22 protein-coding genes and 1 pseudogene are annotated in these 21,821 nt (G+C 51.3%); 17 read left to right on the top strand and 6 right to left on the bottom strand.

Going from position 1 to position 21,821, the window contains the following annotated elements; all coding sequences use genetic code 11:
- Window positions 1-260 precede the first annotated feature (260 nt).
- Both HY272_11445 and HY272_11440 read left to right on the top strand, forming a co-directional pair.
- Window positions 261-809 carry a class I SAM-dependent methyltransferase gene (locus HY272_11445; GenBank protein ID MBI3773299.1) on the top strand — a complete coding sequence of 183 codons (549 nt, stop codon included), beginning with the start codon at window positions 261-263 and terminating at the stop codon, window positions 807-809.
- Between the two features lie 265 nt (window positions 810-1,074).
- Complete coding sequence (locus HY272_11440; GenBank protein ID MBI3773298.1) at window positions 1,075-2,547, top strand: nitrilase; 1,473 nt, start codon at window positions 1,075-1,077, stop codon at window positions 2,545-2,547.
- 314 nt (window positions 2,548-2,861) lie between these two features.
- On the opposite strand, the pseudogene HY272_11435 reads toward HY272_11440, so the two are convergent.
- A pseudogene (locus tag HY272_11435) lies at window positions 2,862-3,035 on the bottom strand (transposase).
- A gap of 123 nt (window positions 3,036-3,158) precedes the next feature.
- Window positions 3,159-3,365: a hypothetical protein gene (locus tag HY272_11430; GenBank protein MBI3773297.1), complete on the bottom strand. Its 207-nt coding sequence runs from the start codon at window positions 3,363-3,365 to the stop codon at window positions 3,159-3,161.
- A gap of 412 nt (window positions 3,366-3,777) precedes the next feature.
- Between HY272_11430 and HY272_11425 the strand changes: the two genes are divergently transcribed.
- The 11 genes from HY272_11425 to HY272_11375 all read left to right on the top strand — a co-directional run bounded on the left by HY272_11425 (window position 3,778) and on the right by HY272_11375 (window position 12,217).
- Window positions 3,778-5,235 carry a PAS domain S-box protein gene (locus HY272_11425; GenBank protein MBI3773296.1) on the top strand — a complete coding sequence of 486 codons (1,458 nt, stop codon included), beginning with the start codon at window positions 3,778-3,780 and terminating at the stop codon, window positions 5,233-5,235.
- A 261-nt stretch (window positions 5,236-5,496) separates the two neighbouring features.
- Entirely contained in the window at window positions 5,497-5,784 is a 288-nt protein-coding gene (locus tag HY272_11420) for a hypothetical protein (GenBank protein MBI3773295.1), read from the top strand.
- Window positions 5,785-5,813: 29 nt separating this feature from the next.
- Window positions 5,814-6,425: a DNA-3-methyladenine glycosylase I gene (locus tag HY272_11415; protein MBI3773294.1), complete on the top strand. Its 612-nt coding sequence runs from the start codon at window positions 5,814-5,816 to the stop codon at window positions 6,423-6,425.
- A gap of 107 nt (window positions 6,426-6,532) precedes the next feature.
- Window positions 6,533-7,018 (top strand): hypothetical protein, encoded by a 486-nt coding sequence (locus HY272_11410; GenBank protein ID MBI3773293.1) that lies wholly within the window; start codon window positions 6,533-6,535, stop codon window positions 7,016-7,018.
- 131 nt (window positions 7,019-7,149) lie between these two features.
- On the top strand, window positions 7,150-7,551 hold the full coding sequence (locus HY272_11405; GenBank protein MBI3773292.1) for a VOC family protein: 402 nt from the start codon (window positions 7,150-7,152) through the stop codon (window positions 7,549-7,551).
- Between the two features lie 126 nt (window positions 7,552-7,677).
- Window positions 7,678-8,343 (top strand): hypothetical protein, encoded by a 666-nt coding sequence (locus HY272_11400; GenBank protein MBI3773291.1) that lies wholly within the window; start codon window positions 7,678-7,680, stop codon window positions 8,341-8,343.
- 162 nt (window positions 8,344-8,505) lie between these two features.
- Window positions 8,506-9,102: a hypothetical protein gene (locus HY272_11395; GenBank protein ID MBI3773290.1), complete on the top strand. Its 597-nt coding sequence runs from the start codon at window positions 8,506-8,508 to the stop codon at window positions 9,100-9,102.
- An 856-nt stretch (window positions 9,103-9,958) separates the two neighbouring features.
- Entirely contained in the window at window positions 9,959-10,405 is a 447-nt protein-coding gene (locus HY272_11390) for an SRPBCC family protein (protein MBI3773289.1), read from the top strand.
- A 188-nt stretch (window positions 10,406-10,593) separates the two neighbouring features.
- Window positions 10,594-11,025, top strand: a complete 432-nt coding sequence (locus tag HY272_11385; GenBank protein MBI3773288.1) for an SRPBCC family protein — start codon at window positions 10,594-10,596, stop codon at window positions 11,023-11,025.
- Window positions 11,026-11,247: 222 nt separating this feature from the next.
- A complete protein-coding gene (locus HY272_11380) occupies window positions 11,248-11,721 on the top strand; it encodes a cupin domain-containing protein (GenBank protein ID MBI3773287.1) in 474 nt (157 codons plus the stop codon).
- Between the two features lie 85 nt (window positions 11,722-11,806).
- The gene (locus HY272_11375) at window positions 11,807-12,217 is read left to right on the top strand and encodes a low affinity iron permease family protein (GenBank protein MBI3773286.1); all 411 of its coding nucleotides are present in this window, start codon (window positions 11,807-11,809) and stop codon (window positions 12,215-12,217) included.
- A 555-nt stretch (window positions 12,218-12,772) separates the two neighbouring features.
- On the opposite strand, the gene yidC is transcribed toward HY272_11375, so the two are convergent.
- The 4 genes from yidC to rpmH are packed head-to-tail and all read right to left on the bottom strand — an operon-like array spanning window position 12,773 to window position 15,180.
- Window positions 12,773-14,440 carry a membrane protein insertase YidC gene (gene yidC / locus HY272_11370; protein MBI3773285.1) on the bottom strand — a complete coding sequence of 556 codons (1,668 nt, stop codon included), beginning with the start codon at window positions 14,438-14,440 and terminating at the stop codon, window positions 12,773-12,775.
- Between the two features lie 5 nt (window positions 14,441-14,445).
- Window positions 14,446-14,676, bottom strand: a complete 231-nt coding sequence (gene yidD / locus HY272_11365) for a membrane protein insertion efficiency factor YidD (protein MBI3773284.1) — start codon at window positions 14,674-14,676, stop codon at window positions 14,446-14,448.
- Window positions 14,661-15,020: a ribonuclease P protein component gene (gene rnpA, locus HY272_11360; protein ID MBI3773283.1), complete on the bottom strand. Its 360-nt coding sequence runs from the start codon at window positions 15,018-15,020 to the stop codon at window positions 14,661-14,663. Before rnpA ends, yidD begins: the two co-directional genes overlap by 16 nt.
- A gap of 25 nt (window positions 15,021-15,045) precedes the next feature.
- A complete protein-coding gene (gene rpmH / locus HY272_11355) occupies window positions 15,046-15,180 on the bottom strand; it encodes a 50S ribosomal protein L34 (protein MBI3773282.1) in 135 nt (44 codons plus the stop codon).
- 239 nt (window positions 15,181-15,419) lie between these two features.
- On the opposite strand from rpmH, the gene dnaA reads away from it, so the two are divergent.
- The 4 genes from dnaA to gyrB all read left to right on the top strand — a co-directional run bounded on the left by dnaA (window position 15,420) and on the right by gyrB (window position 21,751).
- On the top strand, window positions 15,420-16,787 hold the full coding sequence (gene dnaA, locus HY272_11350; protein ID MBI3773281.1) for a chromosomal replication initiator protein DnaA: 1,368 nt from the start codon (window positions 15,420-15,422) through the stop codon (window positions 16,785-16,787).
- Between the two features lie 234 nt (window positions 16,788-17,021).
- Window positions 17,022-18,122 (top strand): DNA polymerase III subunit beta, encoded by a 1,101-nt coding sequence (gene dnaN / locus HY272_11345; GenBank protein MBI3773280.1) that lies wholly within the window; start codon window positions 17,022-17,024, stop codon window positions 18,120-18,122.
- Between the two features lie 36 nt (window positions 18,123-18,158).
- Entirely contained in the window at window positions 18,159-19,229 is a 1,071-nt protein-coding gene (recF, locus tag HY272_11340) for a DNA replication/repair protein RecF (GenBank protein MBI3773279.1), read from the top strand.
- Between the two features lie 95 nt (window positions 19,230-19,324).
- The gene (gene gyrB / locus HY272_11335; GenBank protein ID MBI3773278.1) at window positions 19,325-21,751 is read left to right on the top strand and encodes a DNA topoisomerase (ATP-hydrolyzing) subunit B; all 2,427 of its coding nucleotides are present in this window, start codon (window positions 19,325-19,327) and stop codon (window positions 21,749-21,751) included.
- The last annotated feature ends 70 nt before the right edge of the window (window positions 21,752-21,821 follow it).

Genomic DNA, 21,821 nt, shown 5'->3' with positions numbered 1-21,821 from the left:
TGCCAGATCAGGCAGGTTTGCAATGAAATTATTTTAGAAAAACAGGAAACCGAAAATGAAGACAACGGTTTGTTTTGAAAAAAATCCACCCAAAGCTGAAACAGGTTTTCAGAATGGGGTTTTTCTACAGCGTCGTTAGGCCATCAATGCAAAACGACGATTTCTGCCTAGTGTCCGTTGCCACATTTAATAGGTTGGCTGATCGCTATGCCGAGAAGTACTTTCACTTGGACATGTATGACCGGTATCTAGAGCGATTCGTGAAACGAATCGAGTCGCAGGGCGCTAGCGTCCTTGATGTGGCGTGCGGACCGGGCAATGTCTCAGCCTATTTGGCGAAGGTTAGACCGGACCTCAAGTTGGTCGGTATTGATCTGGCGGAAGGAATGGTTAAGCAGGCTAGGCTTAGGGTCCCGTCCGCAGAGTTCTTGGTCAAGGACTGTCGGCACATCGGCGAACTTGAACATGTATTTGATGCATCTGCTTTTGCTTTCGGCTTGAGCTACCTGACTGACGACGACGCTAATCGGTTTTTCAGTTCGCTCAACGCCATTCTGGCTGATTCAGCCATGCTGTACCTCTCCACGATCACGGGTGAACCAAGTTGGTCCGGGTTTGAAACATCTAGCAGTGGAGATAGGGTTTACATCACGTATCGAAGCGTTGGCGATGTGGTTTCAATGGTTGAGCGAGCGGGGTACGGTGTCGATTTTATGGAAGTGATTGCAAGTCCTGCCAATGCATCGAAGTCGACGCAGGATCTCATTCTCATTGCCCAGCGAGCAAAAAAGGGGCATGGCGAACGTTAGGCGGTCGGGATCATGAGGCGATTTTTTGGAAATACATTTGTTATCGTTGGCGGATTATCGGCGCTCTTGGCGGTATTTGCAGCGATAGGGGCCACGATCTCGCTCAGTGAGCGGATCAGGTTTGGTTCAGGGTTGATGTTCGCTGATGTTGAGATATTAGCCCTGTCGGCATGTTTTCTGGGTGTCGCTGGCGCCGCCTCGCTTTGGCTCGGCAGACGACTCGCTCGGCCTGACAGGTCGAGTGCAGACTGAAGGGATCACCTGAATGACTAACGTATCATCGTATGTCTGGCTCCTTCTCGGCGGTGCGCTGCGGGTCTTTGGCTTCGGCAAGTGGATCGTGCCGTTGGCGGCTTGGCTGGCACCCGTCTTCCTTCTGCATTTCACGCGTGGAGCGCATCCCATTGGCGGCATTCTCTGGGTCTGGCTTGCGCTGTTTATTGCCTTGTCGGTGAGCAATCGCGAAGTAATACCGCTACCGGGCGCAGCGTTTGTCGGCGTGGCGGCGGCTATGGCCATCGCGATGACGCTGCCGTTCCTGGCGGACCGCCTCTTGGCACCACATCTATCCGGGTTCTTATCAACACTCGTGTTTCCTGTCGCATGGATAGCGTTGGAGTTCATGGCCTCACGCCTTAACCCATATGGCACCTGGGGCGCATTGGGTTATACGCAGCACGGCAATCTGCCGCTGATGCAGTTGGCATCTGTGACCGGCATCTGGGGCATCGGGTTCCTGATCGCGTGGTTCGGTTCGGTAGTCAATTGGGCGTGGGACCGGCGGTTCGACTGGGGCGCGATACAGAGTGACGTTTTGCTGTATGCCGCGGTATGGGGTCTGGTGATGCTTGCGGGCGGTGTCCGGCTCGCATTTGCGCCGCAGGCTGCGACCGTAAAGGTTGCAGGTATCGGCTGGCCCAGGGGAATCATTGAACCGAGCGAATTTCTGCGGATAGTCGCGCCAGACTTGACTTCGGTAGAGCGCAAACAAATTCGTGAGAAGTTTGGCAGTTTGCACGATTCGTTCTTCGAGCGTAGCCAGCGTGAAGTGCAGGCCGGCGCCAAGATAATCGTTTGGCCTGAGGCCAACCTGATGGTGCTCAAGGAGGACGAGGGCACGTTTCTCGATCGTGCCAGCCGTTTCGCGCGCGAGCAAGGTGTTTTTCTGTTGATGGGGATGGGAACTCTGGAGCCGGGCGCTGTGCGACCGGTAGATAACAAGGCGGTGCTCATGAACCCGGCGGGCGAAATTGCGTTCTCCTATACCAAAATCACCGCCGTCCCGGGTTTCGAGGCGAGCGTCAACATCCGTGGCGAGGGACCGATCCCGGTCGCCGATACACCCTATGGGCGCCTTGTTTCGCCAATATGCTTCGATCTCGACTTTCCGCAGATCATCCGGCAAGTGGGTCGTTCCGAGGCAGACATCATGCTGGTGCCCGCGAGCGACTGGAAGGCCATTACTCAACTGCATCAACTCATGGCAGAATTTCGCGCGGTTGAAAACGGGGTGGCCATGTTCCGCATCGCGCGTTGGGGCGGGTCCGGCGCGGTTGATGCCTATGGCCATCGTCTGGCGGCCATGGACGATTTCACGGCGCAGGACAACGTGATGGTGGCACAGATATCCGTCTCGGCGGGTGTGCGCACGATCTATGCGCGAATCGGGGATATATTTGCCTGGTGCTGTGTTGCCGGTTTGCTGGCAAGCATCACGTGGAGGGTATTCCGTGCCTAACCCTGCATTCGCGCGTCCCTCAATGTGAACGTTGAGGCTATAGAAAAACTCCAAGAAACCGAATTTTTTGTGGGTTTCGCAAAAATAGTTTTTCTACCGCCTCGTTAGTCCGCGTCCGGCGCAATGCCCTGCGAGACTGTGAAAGTATCCACTTTTACACCATCGAGCCGGACTATAGCAGGAATTGAATTCCTCTCCAGCTAATCTCGTGCAATAGGTTCTTGCCCACAAAAGTCAACGATGCCGCCATATTTTTTCGTCGGTTAACCGGCTCGCTAAGCATCATAATCATATTCCCAGTGCCCTGAGGACAATTAACATCGCCCTGCTTGATTACAATAAACCGTAAATTGCACCACACCTATCAGATTCATCACTCGGGTAAAGTTATAAGCCCAAGCCATAAGACTCCACTCACCCCTCACTTTGTTCAAACCACGTAACAGAAAATGGTCCCAGCCTGCTCGGCGTTTGAGTGTGCCGAAGGGGAACACCCCTGATGCCGATCTCTGCCGCATGATGCCCGGATGCTTTGCCATGTGCTCAAGGTGCGCAGCAAGTACCTCTTCATGCTCACCCCTCGAAATCCGCCGATTCTTACTCTATGGCTATTATCCTTGCGGTGGGTAAGCGGGCTGCCCAGAAGCATGGGCATTAATTTTAGTATTGCTAAAACCCAGTGCCGCCAAGTTCAGAGTTTCCACATACACATCAATCGCACGCACTGGATTTGCCTCAGATAGATATTCATCCAGACTTACAGGGAACAATGTTGATTGGCTACGGGTTTCTCCGTGTTTATATTGTCTCTGTGCCATCTGTCATAACATCCCTGTGAGCGAGCCTATAGTATAAATTCGAAGAAAATACTTTCACAGCCTCAAAGGGCATTGCGCCGGACGTCGATCGCCGCGATACTTATGTACATACTAATCCGGTAAAATATGGAGCGGTGGGGCGTGTTCTCGACTGGCCCTATTCGATGTTTCATCGTTTAGTTGGGTAAGGTGCGTATCCAATTGATTGGGTATGGCGCTTGCTTAGCGCTGGTCCTGGCTGAGCGATGCCAACCCGGGGTTGACTCTGTTCAACAGTGTTGGCTATGAATTGGAAGTGGGCTTGTTTCTAAGATCATATTGCCACTTGGTATTTATGGATTTGCGGGAAAGATGTCTTTCTATCCATAAATGCCTGTGCGGCTGTCAATGAGCAAAAGATGCTGCTACTGAGATGAAGAGATACCTGTTATTTATATCGATATTTCTGCAAAGCCAGCCTATATACGCTGCCATTAGAATGCAATTCAAGCATCCGGATGGCACAACCAACTGGCAGCACGTCTCCAACTGGTCCGGCGGGATACTGATCCTGTTATTGTCGGCGGCGGTCATCAATCTTTTCTTCACGCGGCGACAAGCCCGTAAATCCAATCTAGAACTGAAGGCGATTCGTAATGATCTGGAGTTGCGTGTGCAGGAACGCACAGCCACGCTGGATGAGTCCAATCGTTTACTCATAGAAACCAATCAACTGTTGGAGAATGAGATCACCCAGCACGTGAGCACCGCATCCAAGCTGCGCGCGTCAGAGGCCTATATCAAGAACATCTTGAAATCCATGCCGCTGATGTTGGTTGGCGTCAATAAGGATGGGCAGATCACCCAATGGAATAAGCGGGCTGAAGATATTACTGGCATGAAAGCAGAAGATGCCCTGGGTAAAAATCTGTGGGATACCTACCCAGTTATTACGATATCGCCGAGCCAGGTTAATGATGCTATGGCAAGGAATGAACCGATCACCATCAAACACAGCCAGCGCGGTCAATACTATTTTGATATCACCATCTATCCACTTCAGGAACAGATTGAACCCGGCGTCGTGATCCTGGTCGATGACGTAACCAAGAAAATGCTCGCTGAAAATATGCTGATTCAAAATGACAAGATCTCATCCATGGGCGAGCTGGCGTCGTCAATGGCCCATGATATCAACACGCCGCTCCAATCCATTTTATTCGACCTGAGAACCTTTCAGCATTTACTTTCTGACAGCAGCCAGAGCATCAATGACATCGGTAGCAATGGTATGCCTGAAAAACTCAGCAGTTTGCTGGCTGATGCCTATGAGAAAGGCGAGAAAGTGGCATCAATTGTCCATAATTTGCAGGATTTCGCCCGCGGGCGTAGTGACAGAAAACAACTTTCCAATATCGTCGACGTTATGGAGCACACCCTGGAACTGGCTGGCGATGTGTTATCGGCTCCTTCGAGACTCAAATTCAAAGACATACATATCGAAAGAAACTATCAAAAAGATTTGCCAATGATTCCCTGCTATGTGACCGAGCTGCAGCAGGTTTTTCTCAGCTTGTTTCGTCATGCCTGCGATGCTCTGGGGCGGGTGGATCGTCTCGGCCATAAGCCAACCATCAAGATTCAGATGAATGTAAGTTATGACAGTTTCTGGATAAGAATCCAGCATAATGGTGTTGGCCTGACTAATGAAGAGCAGTTGTATTTGTTCGAGCCGTTCGTCAGAAAAGATACGCCTGAAGTTGATTACGATGCAGGCAAGCGGCTGTCATTTGCGTACTTTATTATTACCGAGCAGCATCAGGGGCAGATGGCGGTGACCTCCGATATCAATGTGGGCACTACATTTCATATACAAATGCAACTAAAGTAGACTGATCGGAAGAGGGGAGTTAAGTGGGCCGACCCTTTGACGCATTGCCCCCTTTGTGTAAGTTTAGATAAGACCCTAGCCCGCGCAGGGCAATGAAATGGACTCCTCCCCCCTAACGGCATCGATGTGCCAGACTGTAGTTTCGAAGCCAACAGTCCGTGCTGCTGCGGGCGTCGGCTTAGCTTGGCGTTAGGGCTGCCGACGCGAGCTAAATACAGCTGAATTTACTCGTCCAACCAAGTTGATAGGAGAACAAATCCGATGTTTATCGTACTTCTTAAATTTTCTGGTAACAAAGGCCAAGCCAGCCAATTCATGGGAGGCCACAACGAATGGATCAAACGCGGGTTTGATGACGGCGTATTTTTGTTGGTCGGCAGTCTTCAGCCTAATTTGGGCGGCGGGATTGTGGCACATAATACGACACTGTCAAATCTTCAAAGCAGGGTGAACAATGATCCGTTTGTAGCGGAAAATGTTGTAAGCGCGGAAATTCTTGAAATCACGCCGTCAAAAGCCGATGAACGGCTAAAATTTATGCTCGAATGAGTAACTTTCAAACCTAGGACAGCAGGCACATGAGCACGACGATAGTGGGTCCCGACGGTAAATCACGTTGCCGCTGGTGCGGTGCCGCACCGGAGTTTCTAGCCTATCATGACACTGAATGGGGTTTCCCGGTCAGTGATGATCATCGCTTATTTGAGAAATTGAGTCTGGAGGGTTTTCAATCCGGACTGAGCTGGCGCACCATCCTCGCCAAGCGCGAGAACTTCCGCGCCGCCTTCCATGATTTCGACTTCGACAGGATAGCGCGCTTCACCCAGCGCGACCTCGATCGTCTGCTCAAGGACGAAGGGATCGTCCGCCATCGGGGCAAGATCGAGGCGGTCATCAATAATGCGCGACGGGTTCAGGAACTCGTCAAACGGGAAGGCTCACTGGCAGCCTTCATCTGGCGTTACGAACCCGGCATGAAGGAGCGTGCAAAACCGCAGACCGCATCGACTTCCGCAGAATCGCTTGCCTTGTCGAAGGATCTGAAGAAGCAAGGCTGGAAATTCGTCGGACCTACTACTGTGTATGCCTTTATGCAAGCAATGGGGTTGATCAACGATCATGTCGAGGACTGCGTGATCAGAGCCAAAGTTGAGCGCGCGCGCAAGAGTTTCAGGCGACCGGGGTGCTGACAAATGGCGCGCTCAATTTGGAATTTGCGGGGAAACGGCAATGAAATACCTGGAAAAGGATTCTGTTCATGCACGCGGGCATATTAAGAACCTTGGAATTATTATAGATGGAAATATTTAGCATAGCGCTTAGTTGGCTTGTTCCAATATCTATTTTATTAACACTTGCTGTTATTTGGTGTGTTAAAGAGCCAAATACGCCACGAATAACTGTTTTTATTTCAGGCGCGTTATTAATTGCAATAGCGGCCATGTTTCTAGGAATGTTTGAGGGTTTAGCTGCAATTCTTGCAAATAAATATAATGAGACAGGTGAAATATATTTGAATTATAAAGTGGCTGCATTAATAGTTCCTTTCTATAGTGCGGCCATCGGAACAAATCTAATTACACACGCTATTACTGAGCATGCAGCATATGCAAAGGCACCAAGTACGAAGTTCTTAGTAAATGAAACGGTACTACTTATGTTAAAAGTAAGCTTATTTCCAATATCAATCTGGCTTAAACCAATGATGGAAAAATATGTTCGAGATCACGAAGAGTATAAAAAATATCTTGAAGGGATTAGCAAGAAAAAACCATGGTCGTAAATTATGCCTAACAAGGAAAATTCACACGGACAGCCCTCCGCAACGCTCGTTTGTGGCGAATGCCACAAGCCTCCCGTTGCTCCAGCCTGCCGGTGATTTGCGTCGTTATGTTGAATATTGAAAAGGAAACCATGAGCAAACCAATTACAAAGGGCACGCATCATATCGGGCTTACCGTATCGAAGCTGGAAGAAAGCGCAGATTTCTTTATCTCCTTGCTTGGCTGGAAAGAGGTGAAAAGGAATGAGGAATATCCAGCCATTTATCTAAGCAACGGCAGCATCATGCTTACTCTCTGGGCAATCAAGGAAGAACCATCCATCCAATTCAATAGACATAAAAATATTGGCCTACACCATGTGGCTTTTAACGTTGAAAATGAGGATGACTTAAACAGCATTCACAAACGACTAATAGAGAACGGAGCCAGAATTGAATTTGCTCCGGAGCGATTAGGACAGGGGCCTGCGAAACACATGATGTGCTATGAGCCAAGTGGCATTCGAATGGAATTCATATGGCTAGGAAAGTAAATGCACCATAACTTAACCCTGTGCTCAAGCGGGCTTAAACAGGTGCCAATTAAATCAGGGGAAGATTCCGGCACAAAAGCGCGGCGTCCATCAACTTTACGTTGGGCATCACAAGGAACTATCTAAATGAATGCAATCAACCACGCTGCGACGGCGCTCCTCATCAACAAAAAGTGGCCTGGCGTCCCCATAATTCCCGTCCTGTTATCCGTTCAGCTGGTCGAGTTTCTGTGGGTGGCATTCAACCTGCTTGGGGTAGAGGTCACTACGACCGAGCCGCAGGTAAGCGCGCTCAACGATATTCATTTGGCTTACATGCCTTACTCGCATTCGATCGCTGCAACAGCAATTTTGGCATTTACGGTTTGGTTGGTTGTTGCAAAACTTCTTAATAAGCCTACTTGGGGGCTCGCGCTCGCAGTCGCCGTTTCGTCTCATATTGTTCTCGATCTGGCTACTCACGTTCATGACATCGCACTAGCTCCGGGTATCGAATCACCAAAGTTTGGGTCGGGTCTTTACGGAGTTCCGTTGCTGGCATTCGTCGTTGAGACAATATATGGCGTCTGGTGCTGGTGGGTTTTTCGTGGCTCCAAGGCGCTACTGGCTGTAATAGTGGTGTTTAATTTGGCTGCTCTATCCTTTTACGCACCTGCTATTCCTGGCCCTGAGCAATTTCTGGCCGGGCATCCAAAAATCTTTGCCGCCGTCATCGGGGCACATATTATCGTTGGTTTAATAGCCGTCGGTTTCTTTGCACGTTCACATTGGCGGTCTTCCCCGCAATGTTAGGCATTGCGGGGAAGCGGGACCCACGAAAGTGGCTCGATTTCGTAGCATTTAGTAGCATTTATTGGCTGCATCTGGCCGCTTTCGCGGTCGGGTGAACCAAATCGTTAGCTGAAAAATCTAAGGAGGAATTCAATGGCTACAAGAAATTATTTGGCTCGTATCATGGTGGTATATTTTGGAATTGGACTATTATTCACTGCATTGAGCAAAAACGCATTTGCACATTGCGACACGCTTGATGGCCCAGTAGTTCAAACGGCAAGGATAGCCCTTGAAAAGGGTGATGTAACACCCTTGCTTAAATGGGTGCAGGCCGATGATGAAAAAGAGATTCGAATTGCTTTTAAAAACACTCTTGCAGTTCGTTCCAAGGGTGCAGATGCTAAAGAATTAGCGGATATGTATTTTTTCGAAACATTGGTTCGTATTCATCGGGCTGGTGAAGGCGCTTGCTATACGGGTTTGAAAGCAGGTGAAAGCGTTGACCCGGCCGTTACCATGGCCGACAAAGCCTTGGAAACTGGATCGGTTGACAAGCTGGTTGATGTATTGACAAAAGCCATGGCCAATGGAGTTCGTGAACGTTTTAAGGATGCAAGCGAAAAACAAAAGCACGCAGATGATTCCGTGGCGGCCGGTCGTGAGTTTGTCGAAGCCTATATCATCTTTACACACTACGTAGAAGGCTTACACACTATTATTGAAGGAAATGGCGGCCACCCTGATGAAGGAGCTAAAGGCCATAGCGGAAACAATTAATAAATCATCCGCTAATAACTATTGATACGGCATGAATATGTTTGAAATCGTGCCCTCACCCCAACCCTCTCCCGCGAGCGGGAGAGGGGGTATCCGTGCCGATCGAAGTTAAAACTTCTTTTGGCCGGATCAATAGCATACGGATCCGCACCAAGCGGTTGAAACAGGGTAATGAAAACGTAGCTACTGGTCTTTGATCGATACCAAACCCTGTGCTTTAACCACTCGTTGGACATTGTCATTTGCGTGATCGGGGTGCGCGACTTCGGGTACGGGCCGGTAGTATTCCGATAACGCAAAGCAGTTCAGCCAGCCAACAATATATAACCGTATTCGTGGTAACGATAAACGAGGCTCACGCCCCACGTGGGCCCTGTGAGTTGTTTGATGCAGTGCAGCACCTTGTCGCTTCAGATGATTTTATTTTTACGAAAACAGGATCCGAGAAATTCCAGTCTCTCCCTGCTACCGATGCGACTTTTGTTGATATTGATTTTCAACTTCAACCGAATGTATTCCCACACTTACTTCAACGCCTGGTGCGCGTTTCGATTGGGGCGAAAACAGTAGCTGTGGCTTGTACCCTATTTTTGTTCGTCGGCTCGTCGTTTTGCACTCCGGCCTCCTTCAGACCATCCCGTGAGGGATTGCCTTTGCCTTCCGCTAGTCGTTATGATCGTTAACATGATTAACGTTGAATTCTCCGACAGGGGACTTCTAACCCATAAGTTCATGCCCATGCATCAGCCAGGACGCTCCTTACGTCGCGCCTGTTACGCAAACGTTATGCGGCAGAACAGCGATCCGGCGCATCCGTTTTGACTTCAAGCAATACCCAAAGTAAGGAGAATCGATCATGCCAACTAACACTATCCGGCTTCACCGTGTATTCCGTACGACGCCTGAGAAACTCTATCGCGCGGTCCTTGATGCGGACGCGATGGCCAAATGGCTACCGCCGAACGGATTCACTGGCAAGGTCCACCAAATGGATGTCAAAGTCGGCGGCACCTACCAGATGTCGTTCACGAACTTCACCACAGGCCATCGCCACTCCTTCGGCGGAAAATATCTTGAGCTGGTGCCGCATGAACGCATTCGATACACGGATAAATTCGACGACCCAAACTTGCCAGGAGAAATGCAGACAACGATAACGTTGAGGAAAGTATCTTGTGGGACCGAATTGAACATCGCGCAAGAAGGGATACCTGATGCCATTCCTCCCGAGGCTTGTTATCTTGGTTGGCAAGAATCGCTCATACTTCTGGCCAAGCTCGTCGAGGCCGAGATTACCGATTAGCTGAACCATTGAAGTATCGCCCTAACCCTACGCTCAAGCGGGAAGGTTATGCCCCTTTCTATGTCTAGTGGTAGTAATGCCACCACTAGACATAGAAAGGGGCATAACTACCACTACTTTGACACTTAGATGCCGGTTTAGAAAGTGGGCGTCCATTCCATTACGTAAGACATCTTTAAGGAAGTCTCATGGACATCAATAGATCCGCTCCTGCTGTCGCGACGCATGAACTTCTCATCCACGCGCCGGCGCAAAAAATTTGGAGCCTTATCTCAGAAATTGATCACTGGCCAAGTTGGAATCCAGTGGTTAAAAGCGCAAAGCTAAATGGTGCTTTTGATATTGGTACAACCTTCAACTGGAAGAGTGGTGGAATATCTATTATTTCTACGCTTCAGGAAATTCAGCCAACGACGAAACTTGTCTGGACAGGCAAGGCAATTGGAACCCGTGCAGTTCACGTCTGGTTCCTTCAAGCTATGCCGGATGGCATACTAGTCCGCACTTCTGAATCATTTGAGGGGTGGCTTGTAAGCCTTATGCGAAAGTCAATGCAGAAAACTCTCGACGAATCATTAGTCGCTTGGCTTAATCAACTTAAACATCAGGCAGAAGATTGAACCCTGCTGCCCCCAAAACCAACGAATAAGGCCGTTGCCCTCGTTTACAACAACACAACCCGTGATGCCAAATATCCAAAATATTGGTAGCAATTACAGCCTCAGCGTTCAAATTGAGGTGGATTTATGAGGTCCTTTTGATATGCTCCAACAGGAGATCGTCGCACATGGGGCCACTGAGGAAGTCGAACTCGTTAGCCTCACAATCTGGCAAGGAAGATTATGGTAACTCGTAAACTGCTTCTCAAAGCGACTGACATTGAAAAAATGGCTGGTGAGCGCAAGGTTCATTTTCTGAACCCCAATGCCGTACGCATCAACAAATCCTTAGGGGACATGATTGGTCTGAATCATATCGGTGTACACATCATCTATGTTGAGCCTGGAAAGGACACCACGGAGTATCATAAACACCATTACGAGGAAGAATGTGTATACGTTCTTTCTGGAAACGGCACCCTCATCATTGAGGGCGAAACCTATCAATTCGAAAAAGGCGACTTTGTTGGCTTTCCGCGAAATACGGCGGCACACAGTATTGTCAATGATGGTAATGAAACATTGGTCTGCCTGGTCATGGGGCAGCGGCTGCAACAAGACGTCTCTGATTATCCCAACAAAGGGAAGCGTCTGTATCGTAACAGTGGCGATTGGAATCTTGTGGATATACAGCACATAAGCGATCCAAGAAAATAAGACGTAACACCACCATTAACACGGTGATTCGAGCCTCGTAACTCGCACGTTAATTTTGCATTAGCTACTCAAAGAGAGATTTGGTATGCGTAACATCGCTTGGTACTCACGATTTGCGAAGATGGCGGCACACTTCTGTGGTCGACCAAGAGTGTTCGTCCTTGCCGTTGGTGTCATTGCAGTGTGGATAGTCACCGGTCCAATATTCCACTTTAGCGACACTTGGCAACTGGTCATCAACACCGGCACCACGATCATCACCTTCCTGATGGTCTTTCTGATTCAAAACACGCAGAATCGAGACACCGAAGCAATCCAGGTGAAACTCGACGAACTCATCCGCGCTACCCAAGGCGCGCACAACGCACTTCTCGATCTGGAAGAGCTTGAGGAGGAAACGCTCGATGCATTCCGAGCCAAGTATCAAGCGCTTGCCACTGCGGCAAGAGCGGAGCTCATCCGTGGATCTCTAGACACCGGCACGCCGGAGCCATGAGGCGTGACTGACTGGCCAGGAAGATAGATAGCAAAAAAGTTGGGGCATGGGTAACCGCGTTATTGGAAACAACACATGAGATTATGGTCAATCCACCTTAGTTACTTAGATGTGAAAGGCTTGGTCGCACTGTGGCGGGAGGGTTTGCTGGCGCAGAATGTATTGCTCGGCAACACGAAAGGCTATAAAAACCACCCACCATTAATTCGTTTTAAAGATACGAAGAATCCAGTGGGCGCGATCGATCGCTAGCTATTTAAGATATGTCGCGGAAGAAGCAGATAATCGAGGTTATCAATTCGATAAAAGCAAAATAGTGCACCGACGAATAGGTTCGACATTATTGGTCACGAGCGACCAAGTAGAATACGAATTTACTCACCTATTAAATAAACTTAAAACTCGAGACCCGAATCAGTATGCAGCGTTGAAATTCGTTCATCGAATTAAGGTGCACCCGTTGTTTGAAAAGACAAAAGGGGAAATAGCGGACTGGGAAGTGGTGTAACCGTTATCGTGACTGAATGAAAAAGGGCGCCAGTGGCGCCCTTTTTATTATTTCGCGGCTTCCGCAGTTTTGGCCGCGGTTTCGACCTTGTGTGTGATGTACCACTGTTGTGCCACCGACAGCACGCTGTTGGCAAGCCAGTACAGCACCAACCCCGCCGGGAAGAAAGCGAAGAAGAGGGTGAAGATGATCGGCAGCGCCATCAGTACCTTGGCCTGCACGGGATCCGGCGGTGGCGGATTGAGCTTTTGCTGAATGAACATGCTGATGCCCATCAGCAACGGCAACACATAATAAGGATCGCGCACGGCCAAATCGTGAATCCAGAAAATAAACGGTGCCTGGCGCAATTCAACGCTCTCGAGCAATACCCAGTAGAGTGAAATGAACACAGGAATTTGCACAATCATCGGCAAGCAACCACCGAGCGGATTGATCTTTTCCTTCTTGTACAATTCCATCATCGCCTGCGTCATGCGCTGACGATCGTCACCGTAGCGTTCCTTGAGCTGTTGCATCTTGGGCGCGAATTTACGCATGTTGGCCATCGAGCGATAACTGGCCGATGACAATGGATAAAAGGCAAGTTTAATGATCAGCGTGACCATCAAGATGGCCCAGCCCCAGTTGCCAAACAACCGCTCGAACCAGCCCAGCGCCCAGAACACCGGCTTGGCGATGACGGTCAACATGCCGTAATCGACGGTCAGATCCAGACCCGGCGCCAATTTCGCCAACACGGCCTGTTCTTTGGGACCGATGTAATAGCGAGTGGTGAAGGTATCGCTGGCGCCGGCGGCTATCGTCTTGGGAGAGGAAACCAGACCCAGCACATAGCGATCATCACCGGGCGCCTTGCTGTAATAGTGATTCTCTTCGTTTGCAGCGGGCACAATCGCGGCCAGGAAATAATGCTGAATCATCGCTGCCCAACCGCCTTTGATATCACGGCTGACAGCTTGTTCTTTCATGTCATCAAATTTAATTTTTTCGTATTTCTTTTCGTCACTGTAAAGCACGCCACCGGTATAGGTGTAGACAAAACGTGATTCACTGCCGCTTTCAGGCGGCGTGCGTTGCAACTGGCGATACTGACGACCTTGCCATTCGGCTGCGGTGTTGTTCGTTACTTTGAATTCAACATCGATGACGTGATTGCCGCGATGCAAGATATAAGTCTTGGTAACCGTTAACCCCTCGGCCGAGGTCCAGGTCATCGGCACACGCAATTCATCCTGACCTGCGGCCAGCTGATATTCCGTTTGCGCAACACTATAAGTAGCGTAATGATCCGGCGCGCTGCCGTTGGACAACAAGCCGCTTTGCATCACGAACAGATTCGGCGCGGCATCGCGCAACAGACGCACCGGTTGCTCGGGTTTGTCCAGGCTCACCGGATAACCCAGCAAATCGGCCTGGCGGATGTCGCCCCCCTGACTGTCGATTTCAATATCCAGGGTATCGGTCACCACGTGCACACGCTGGCCGGATGATGGCGGCGCGGCGGCAACGGGCACCTCTGCGCCAGGTGCAATAGCGGTAGCGGTGGTCGCAGTGGTGGTGGTTGGAAGATCTTTAGGCATCGGCACGGCGGCCGGGGCAGCGCTGCTGCTGGCGGTCACCGGTTTCGGACCGTAATCGGCCTGCCAGGCTTCCCAGGTCAGGAACAAGACAAAGGTCAGGGCAAAAAAGAGGATGAGTCGCAGGTTATCCATAACAGTCAGGCTTTCTTTGATAATTCGTCGGGGACAAAATCGACACCGCCGGGGTGCCAGGGATGGCATCGCCCCAACCGTTTCAGCGCCAGCCAGCCGCCACGCCAGGCACCGTGCTGACGCAGGGCGGTTTCAGCATAGGCGGAACAGGAGGGGTGAAAACGGCAGTGATGCCCCAAAAAGGGACTTAACAAACCACGGTAGGCTCGCACTAATAGGATCAAGAGCTTTTGCATCGTTCCAAATCCGTCCAATGCCGGTTTAGCGCTACGAACAAGGCGCGATTATCGGCGGTGACAGCGGCTGTTTTGCCGATCACCACTATATCCAGACCCGCAAGCCGGCCCTGGTCGCCACGGAAACTCTCTCGAACCAGTCGTTTCAGACGGTTGCGCTCGACTGCCGCACGGGCACAGCGCTTGGAAATCACCAGTCCCAACCGGGGACAGTCCCGCTGGTTAGGCCGGGCGAGGACCGTGAAATAGCGGGAAGAGGATCGAAACGGCTGCTCGAATACAAAATCGAATTCGCCCGCATTCTTCAGCCGAAGCTGGGGTGGAAAGCCGCTTGCTGCAGGCACGCAAGGACGCCCACCGGCGCTTCGACTAAACAGCTAAACGCTTGCGGCCCTTGGCGCGACGGCGTGCCAGGACCTTGCGGCCGTTGGCGGTGGCCATACGTGCGCGGAAACCATGAGTGCGCTTGCGCTTCACGTTACTCGGTTGATAGGTTCTTTTCATGTTTCTAATCCGGTATTTGATTAAGGGGTGATACCCAGGTTCGCCCGAGGCACGGACCTTGGACGAAAGCGCGCAAGCATAGCGGCAAAGCACCGGGCTGTCAATCAAGCCATAGCCTGTTCCAGGGCATTTTGGCAAGCTATCGGCGCAAAAAAAGGGTGTGGATAAGTCGCTGCAACCGGTATAGACTCTTTGCTCCCGCTGACTATGTTTGCAACCGGACGAGGTAATGGACGGCGATGTCGCTTTGGCAGCAGTGTCTCGAACAGCTGGAAAACCAGCTTAACGCACAACAATTTAATACCTGGATTCGTCCCTTACAGGCAGTGGAGGACACGGATGGCGTGCGCCTGTTGGCGCCCAACCGTTTCGTCCTCGACTGGGTCAGCGAACGCTTCAAGGGCAATATCGAACAGATACTCGGCCAGCTTGGCGGTCAGCCGCAAACGGTGACGATCGAGATCGGCACCCGGCAGAAGGCCGCCGATCCCATCGCCTCCAAACTGCCTGTCCCCGCCGCCAGTAATGATGCTTCGACCGCCAGCGCCCTGTTCCGCCGCCGCGAGGACAGCAATCCCATCAATCACATCAGCAATCTGCGCGATGAATTCACCTTCGAGACCTTTGTTGAAGGGAAGTCCAACCAGATTGCCAAAGCCGCCTCGACCCAGATCGCGGAAAATCCAGGCGTGGCTTATAACCCCTTGTTCGTCTACGGCGGCGTCGGCCTGGGCAAGACCCACTTGATGCAGGCCGTCGGCAACATGATGCTGCAACGCAATGCCAAGTCACGCATCGTGTATGTCCACTCCGAGCGCTTCGTCGGTGATATGGTCAAGGCGCTGCAACACAATGCCATCAATGATTTCAAACGTTATTACCGCTCGGTCGATGCGCTGCTGATCGACGATATTCAGTTTTTTGCCGGTAAAGAACGCTCGCAGGAAGAACTGTTCCATACCTTCAACGCCCTGATTGAAGGGCGGCAGCAGATCATTATCAGTTGCGATCGTTATCCAAAGGAAATTGATGGTCTGGAAGAACGCCTCAAATCGCGCTTCGGCTGGGGATTGACGGTCGCCATCGAACCACCGGAACTGGAAACCCGGGTCGCGATTTTGATGAGTAAGGCGCAACAAATGCAGATCACGTTGCCACATGAGGTTGCGTTCTTTGTCGCCAAGCGGATTCGTTCCAATGTCCGCGAACTGGAAGGTGCGCTACGGCGCGTAGTCGCTAATGCCCGCTTCATGGCCAAACCGATTACCGTTGAGTTCGCCAAGGAGGCCCTGCGCGATCTGCTGGCCCTGCAAGATAAGCAGGTCACCATCGAAAACATCCAAAAAACGGTGGCAGAGTATTTCAAAATCCGTGGCGCCGATTTATTGTCCAAGAAACGCACTCGTTCAGTCGCGCGGCCACGGCAGTTGGCGATGGCGATGTCCAAGGAGCTGACCCATCATAGTCTGCCCGAGATCGGCGATGCCTTTGGCGGGCGCGATCACACTACCGTATTGCACGCTTGCAAGAAAATTGTGGAGCTGCGTGGGGAAGACCGGCGGATGGAAGAGGACTATCAAAACCTTGTGCGTATCCTGACCACTTAATGTCAGGAAGTTGTGGATAAGTCGCCATCGGCAACAAGGAGCTGAGTTATCCACAAATTAAACACTCGTTAGCGGCCACTTTTCCTCAGGCTAAATGAACTGGTTTTATTAGATAACTGATTGAAATATATAAATGATTTTTAGTTATTCAATAAATAATGGGCCCTTAATTACTATAACAAGAAGAAAATATATTAATTTATATATTAATTAACTCGCAGGACAGCACAAACCATGGAACTGACAATTGATCGGGAATCATTACTGAAACCATTACAGTTAGTAGGTGGTGTTGTGGAACGACGCCAAACCTTACCTATTCTGGGAAATGTCCTGTTAAAGGCTGAAGATAACGCCTTATCGGTGACTGCTACCGATCTCGAGATTGAGATGGTTGTTAATATCCCTTTACAATCCAAAGACTTAGGTGAAACCACCTTGCCGGCACGCAAATTTATCGATATTTGCCGTGCCTTGCCTGATGGTTCCCAGATCAGTCTCAAGATCGAAGGTGAGCGCGCCACCATCCGTTCCGGCAAGAGCCGGTTTGTTCTTTCAACCCTGCCGGCACGCGAATTTCCCAATGTCGATCGCTTTGATGTCCAACTCGAGTTTGAAATTCCACAGGGCCAGCTCAAGCGCCTGATCGATCAAACCCAGTTTGCCATGGCACAACAGGATGTACGTTACTACCTTAACGGACTGTTGTTTGAGATATCCCCAAACAAGTTGCGAGCCGTCGCGACCGATGGCCATCGCTTGGCGTTGTGCGATGCCGAAATCGAGATTGCGACCAGCGATGTGCAGCAAGTGATTGTCCCCCGCAAGGCAGTACTGGAACTGGCGCGGTTGTTGGAGAACAGCAATGACAGCATCACTGTGCAGCTCGGGGGCAACCATTTACGCCTGAGCACACCACAGCTGAGCTTTATCACCAAACTGATCGATGGCCGATTCCCGGACTATCAACGCGTGGTACCGCAAGGTGGCGATAAAATCGTGATGGCGGATCGGGATCTGTTGCGTCAGGCCTTGAGCCGGGCGTCGATTCTTTCCAACGAAAAATACCGTAGCGTTCGCTTCTCGTTAGCGCCTGATCGTTTGCAGGTCATGGCCAATAATCCGGAGCAGGAATCCGCAGAAGAAGAAATTGCAGTCGAGTATGATGGTGCCAGTATTGAGATTGGCTTTAACGCCGGGTATGTGATGGATGCGCTGGCGGCGATCCCCAGCAGCGAAGTGCGTCTGGAGCTGACCGATCAAAATAGCTGTTGCCTGATTCGCAGCCCTGAGTCAGAGACGTGCAAATACGTCGTTATGCCGATGCGGTTGTAGGGGCACGGCACGCCGTGCCCCTACATCGTAAACCCCGTGTCCCTCACCTACCTGGAAATCACTGACCTGCGCAATCTGCCGAAGGTGGTGATGGAACCCAGTCCCCGATTCAATATCATTATAGGTGCCAACGGTAGCGGTAAAACCAGCCTGCTGGAGGCTATCTATTTATTGGGGCGTGGCCGATCGTTTCGCACTGCTTATGGTCGGCGGGCGGTACGTGAAGGTCAAACCGCGCTCACCGTATTTGGTCGGACCAGTGCCCCCGCAGTGACAACGGTCGGGATTCAAATCAAAAATGGCGCCTTGCGGGCCAAAATTGGAGGTGAGTGGCTAAAAAAGGTCTCAGAACTGGCCTCAGTCCTGCCTTTATTATTTATATCTCCCGATGCAGATAAATTGATCAAGGGCAGCCCCCGCCAGCGGCGCCGGTTTCTGGATTGGGGATTGTTCCACGTGGAACCAAGTTTTTTGGGTGTCTGGCAACGTTATAACCGGGCGCTGTTACAACACAACGCCGAAATACAACAGTCAAGCAGTGGTCGGGGTAGCCCATGGGCTGCGCAATTGGCCGAAGCCGGGATCCAGCTGCATCAGTTACGCCAGCAGTATGCACTAGCCATTCAAGCGCAATTTGATCAGTATTTGACCTTATTGAGCCCAATTAGCGGTGTGGATTGCCAGTATCAGGCCGGGTGGCCCGCCGAAATGACGTTGGCGGAGGCCCTGGATAAAGGCCGGGAGCGGGACCGGCGAATGGGGTTTACCCAGAACGGGCCGCACCGGGCGGAGCTGGCGCTTCGGGTGAATGGCCGACCGGCAGAACAATTTTTATCCGGCGGCCAGCAGAAACTGGTGGCTTGCGCCTTGTTGCTGGCCCAGGCCGCGATTTATCGCGCCCACAGCGGCGATGCCTGCTTATTATTAGTGGACGATCTGCCCGCAGAACTGGACCCTCGACACCGCCGGACATTGCTCGAGCTGCTGTACCAGTTGGGAGGGCAGGTATTTATTACTGCCACCGATAGCACTCAGCTGCCGCTGGAGGGTCTGGATCTAATGCAGATGTTCCACGTGGAACACGGGGTGCTACAGACCCTCAAATAGAGCCTTTTTTTATCCCTTGGGGTATAATCAAGCCATTGCCCCAACAGCATTTTTTGGAATTTTTCGAGCTCGCCAGCAGCGGATAGCAGGAATCTATGACGACTACCGATCTGAATATCTACGATTCGTCAAACATCAAGGTTCTCAAAGGGTTGGATGCGGTGCGCAAGCGTCCCGGGATGTACATCGGCGACACCGACGATGGCACCGGCCTGCACCACATGGTGTTTGAGGTGGTGGATAACTCCATCGACGAGGCACTGGCTGGATATTGCAAGCGGGTCGAAGTCATCATCCATAGCGATGGCACTGTTTCAGTCGCGGACGATGGGCGCGGTATCCCCGTCGATATCCATCCCGAGGAGGGGCGTTCGGCGGCGGAGGTTATCCTCACGGTGCTCCATGCCGGCGGCAAGTTCGATGATAATTCATATAAGGTCTCCGGCGGCTTGCACGGTGTCGGTGTATCGGTGGTTAATGCCTTGTCCGAGCAGTTGTTGCTGACTATTTACCGCAACGGCAAGATCTACCAGCAGGAATACCGCCATGGTGATCCGGTGGCCCCGTTGGCGGAAACCGGAACTTCAGACAAACGCGGCACCATGATCCGCTTCAAACCCAGCACCAACACCTTCAGCGGCGATCTCGAGTTTCATTACGATATTCTGGCCAAGCGTCTGCGCGAGCTGTCGTTCCTCAATTCAGGAGTACTTATTACTCTGAGCGACGAACGCAGCGGGAAAACAGACGAATTCCATTACGAGGGTGGGATCCGCGCCTTTGTTGAGCATTTAAATCGTAACAAGACGCCATTGCACCCGACAGTGTTTTACTTCCAGACCGAAAAAGACGGCATCACGGTCGAGGTGGCGATGCAATGGAATGATTCCTACCAGGAAAATATCTTCTGTTTTACCAATAACATACCGCAACGCGATGGAGGCACCCACCTGGCCGGTTTTCGTGCCGCCCTGACCCGAACCCTGAACCATTACATCGAGGCCGAAGGTCTGGCCAAGCGGGCGAAGGTGACGACTACGGGTGACGATGCCCGCGAGGGTCTGATGGCGGTGTTGTCGGTGAAGGTGCCGGACCCGAAATTCTCCTCTCAGACCAAGGACAAGCTAGTGTCGTCCGAGGTCAAGTCGGTGGTCGAATCGACGATGAACGAGAAACTGGGTGAGTTTTTGTTAGAAAGCCCTAAAGAAGCTAATGTTATTACCGGGAAGATCATCGATGCGGCCCGCGCCCGTGAGGCGGCCCGTAAAGCGCGGGAAATGACCCGGCGCAAGGGTGTGCTCGATATCGCCGGTTTGCCCGGGAAACTGGCCGATTGTCAGGAAAAAGATCCGGCCATGTCCGAACTGTTTCTGGTCGAGGGCGATTCCGCCGGTGGCTCGGCCAAGCAGGGTCGCGATCGCCGCTTCCAGGCAATTCTGCCGCTCAAGGGCAAGATCCTCAATGTCGAAAAGGCGCGTTTCGACAAGATGCTGTCGTCGGTGGAAGTCGGTACGCTGATCACGGCGCTCGGTTGCGGTATCGGTCGCGAGGAATACAATCCGGACAAGCTGCGTTATCACCGTATCATTATCATGACCGACGCCGATGTCGATGGTTCTCACATTCGGACTTTGCTGTTGACCTTTTTTTATCGCCAAATGCCGGAATTGATCGAGCGCGGTTATATTTATATCGCGCAACCGCCGTTATATAAGGTGAAAAAGGGCAAACAGGAACGTTACGTCAAAGACGATAATGAACTGAACCGCAATTTGCTTGAGGCCGCACTCGATGGCACGCAGTTGTTTGTGAATGCCAATGCGCCTGCTGTCAGCGGCGAAGCACTGGAAAATTTGGCGAGGAGTTATTCCATCGTTATCGCCACCATCAAACGCCTGTCACTGCGTTATCACGCGGTGGTTTTAGAGCGGCTGATTTATTTGCCGCTGTTGACGGATGATGTGTTGACGGATGCTGCGCGCATGACGGCGTGGTGTCAGGAACTGGAGGCACGGTTAAACGCAGATGAAACGCTGACAACAAGTTATAGCGTTCGCGTTGAAACCGATCAGGACAATCGTCCGGCCCGGCTGCTGACCAGTGAAGTCCGTCATGGACTTTCCAATCAACGCGATTTGTCGCTCGAGTTTTTCCGCAGTGGCGAATACCAAAGTATCGTCAAACTCGGCTTGCAGCTCGATGGCCTGCTCGGTGACGGCGCGTATATCAAACGTGGCGAGCGCAGCATTGCGATCACCAGCTTCAAGCAGGCCTATAACTGGTTGCTCGAAGAAGCCAAGCGCGGCCAGCAAATTCAGCGTTATAAAGGTTTGGGCGAGATGAATCCGGAACAACTCTGGGACACCACGCTTAATCCCGAGAGCCGCCGCTTGTTGCAGGTGAAAATCGAAGATGTTGTCGCCGCTGATGAGATTTTCACTACGTTGATGGGCGATCAGGTCGAACCGCGCCGCGATTTCATCGAAAGAAACGCATTGTCGGTAGCGAATCTGGATATTTAATTCTCATCACAAGACGCATTGCCACGTTTCATTTTCTTCCGCTAAGATAGCTTACCACTCGCGCTGAGGG

Source organism: Gammaproteobacteria bacterium, assembly GCA_016200485.1.
In the GTDB taxonomy this organism is placed as follows: Bacteria; Pseudomonadota; Gammaproteobacteria; order Tenderiales; family Tenderiaceae; genus JACQEP01.
Note: the sequence above shows the minus strand (reverse complement) of the source record. Positions and strands in the feature narration are given on the sequence as shown.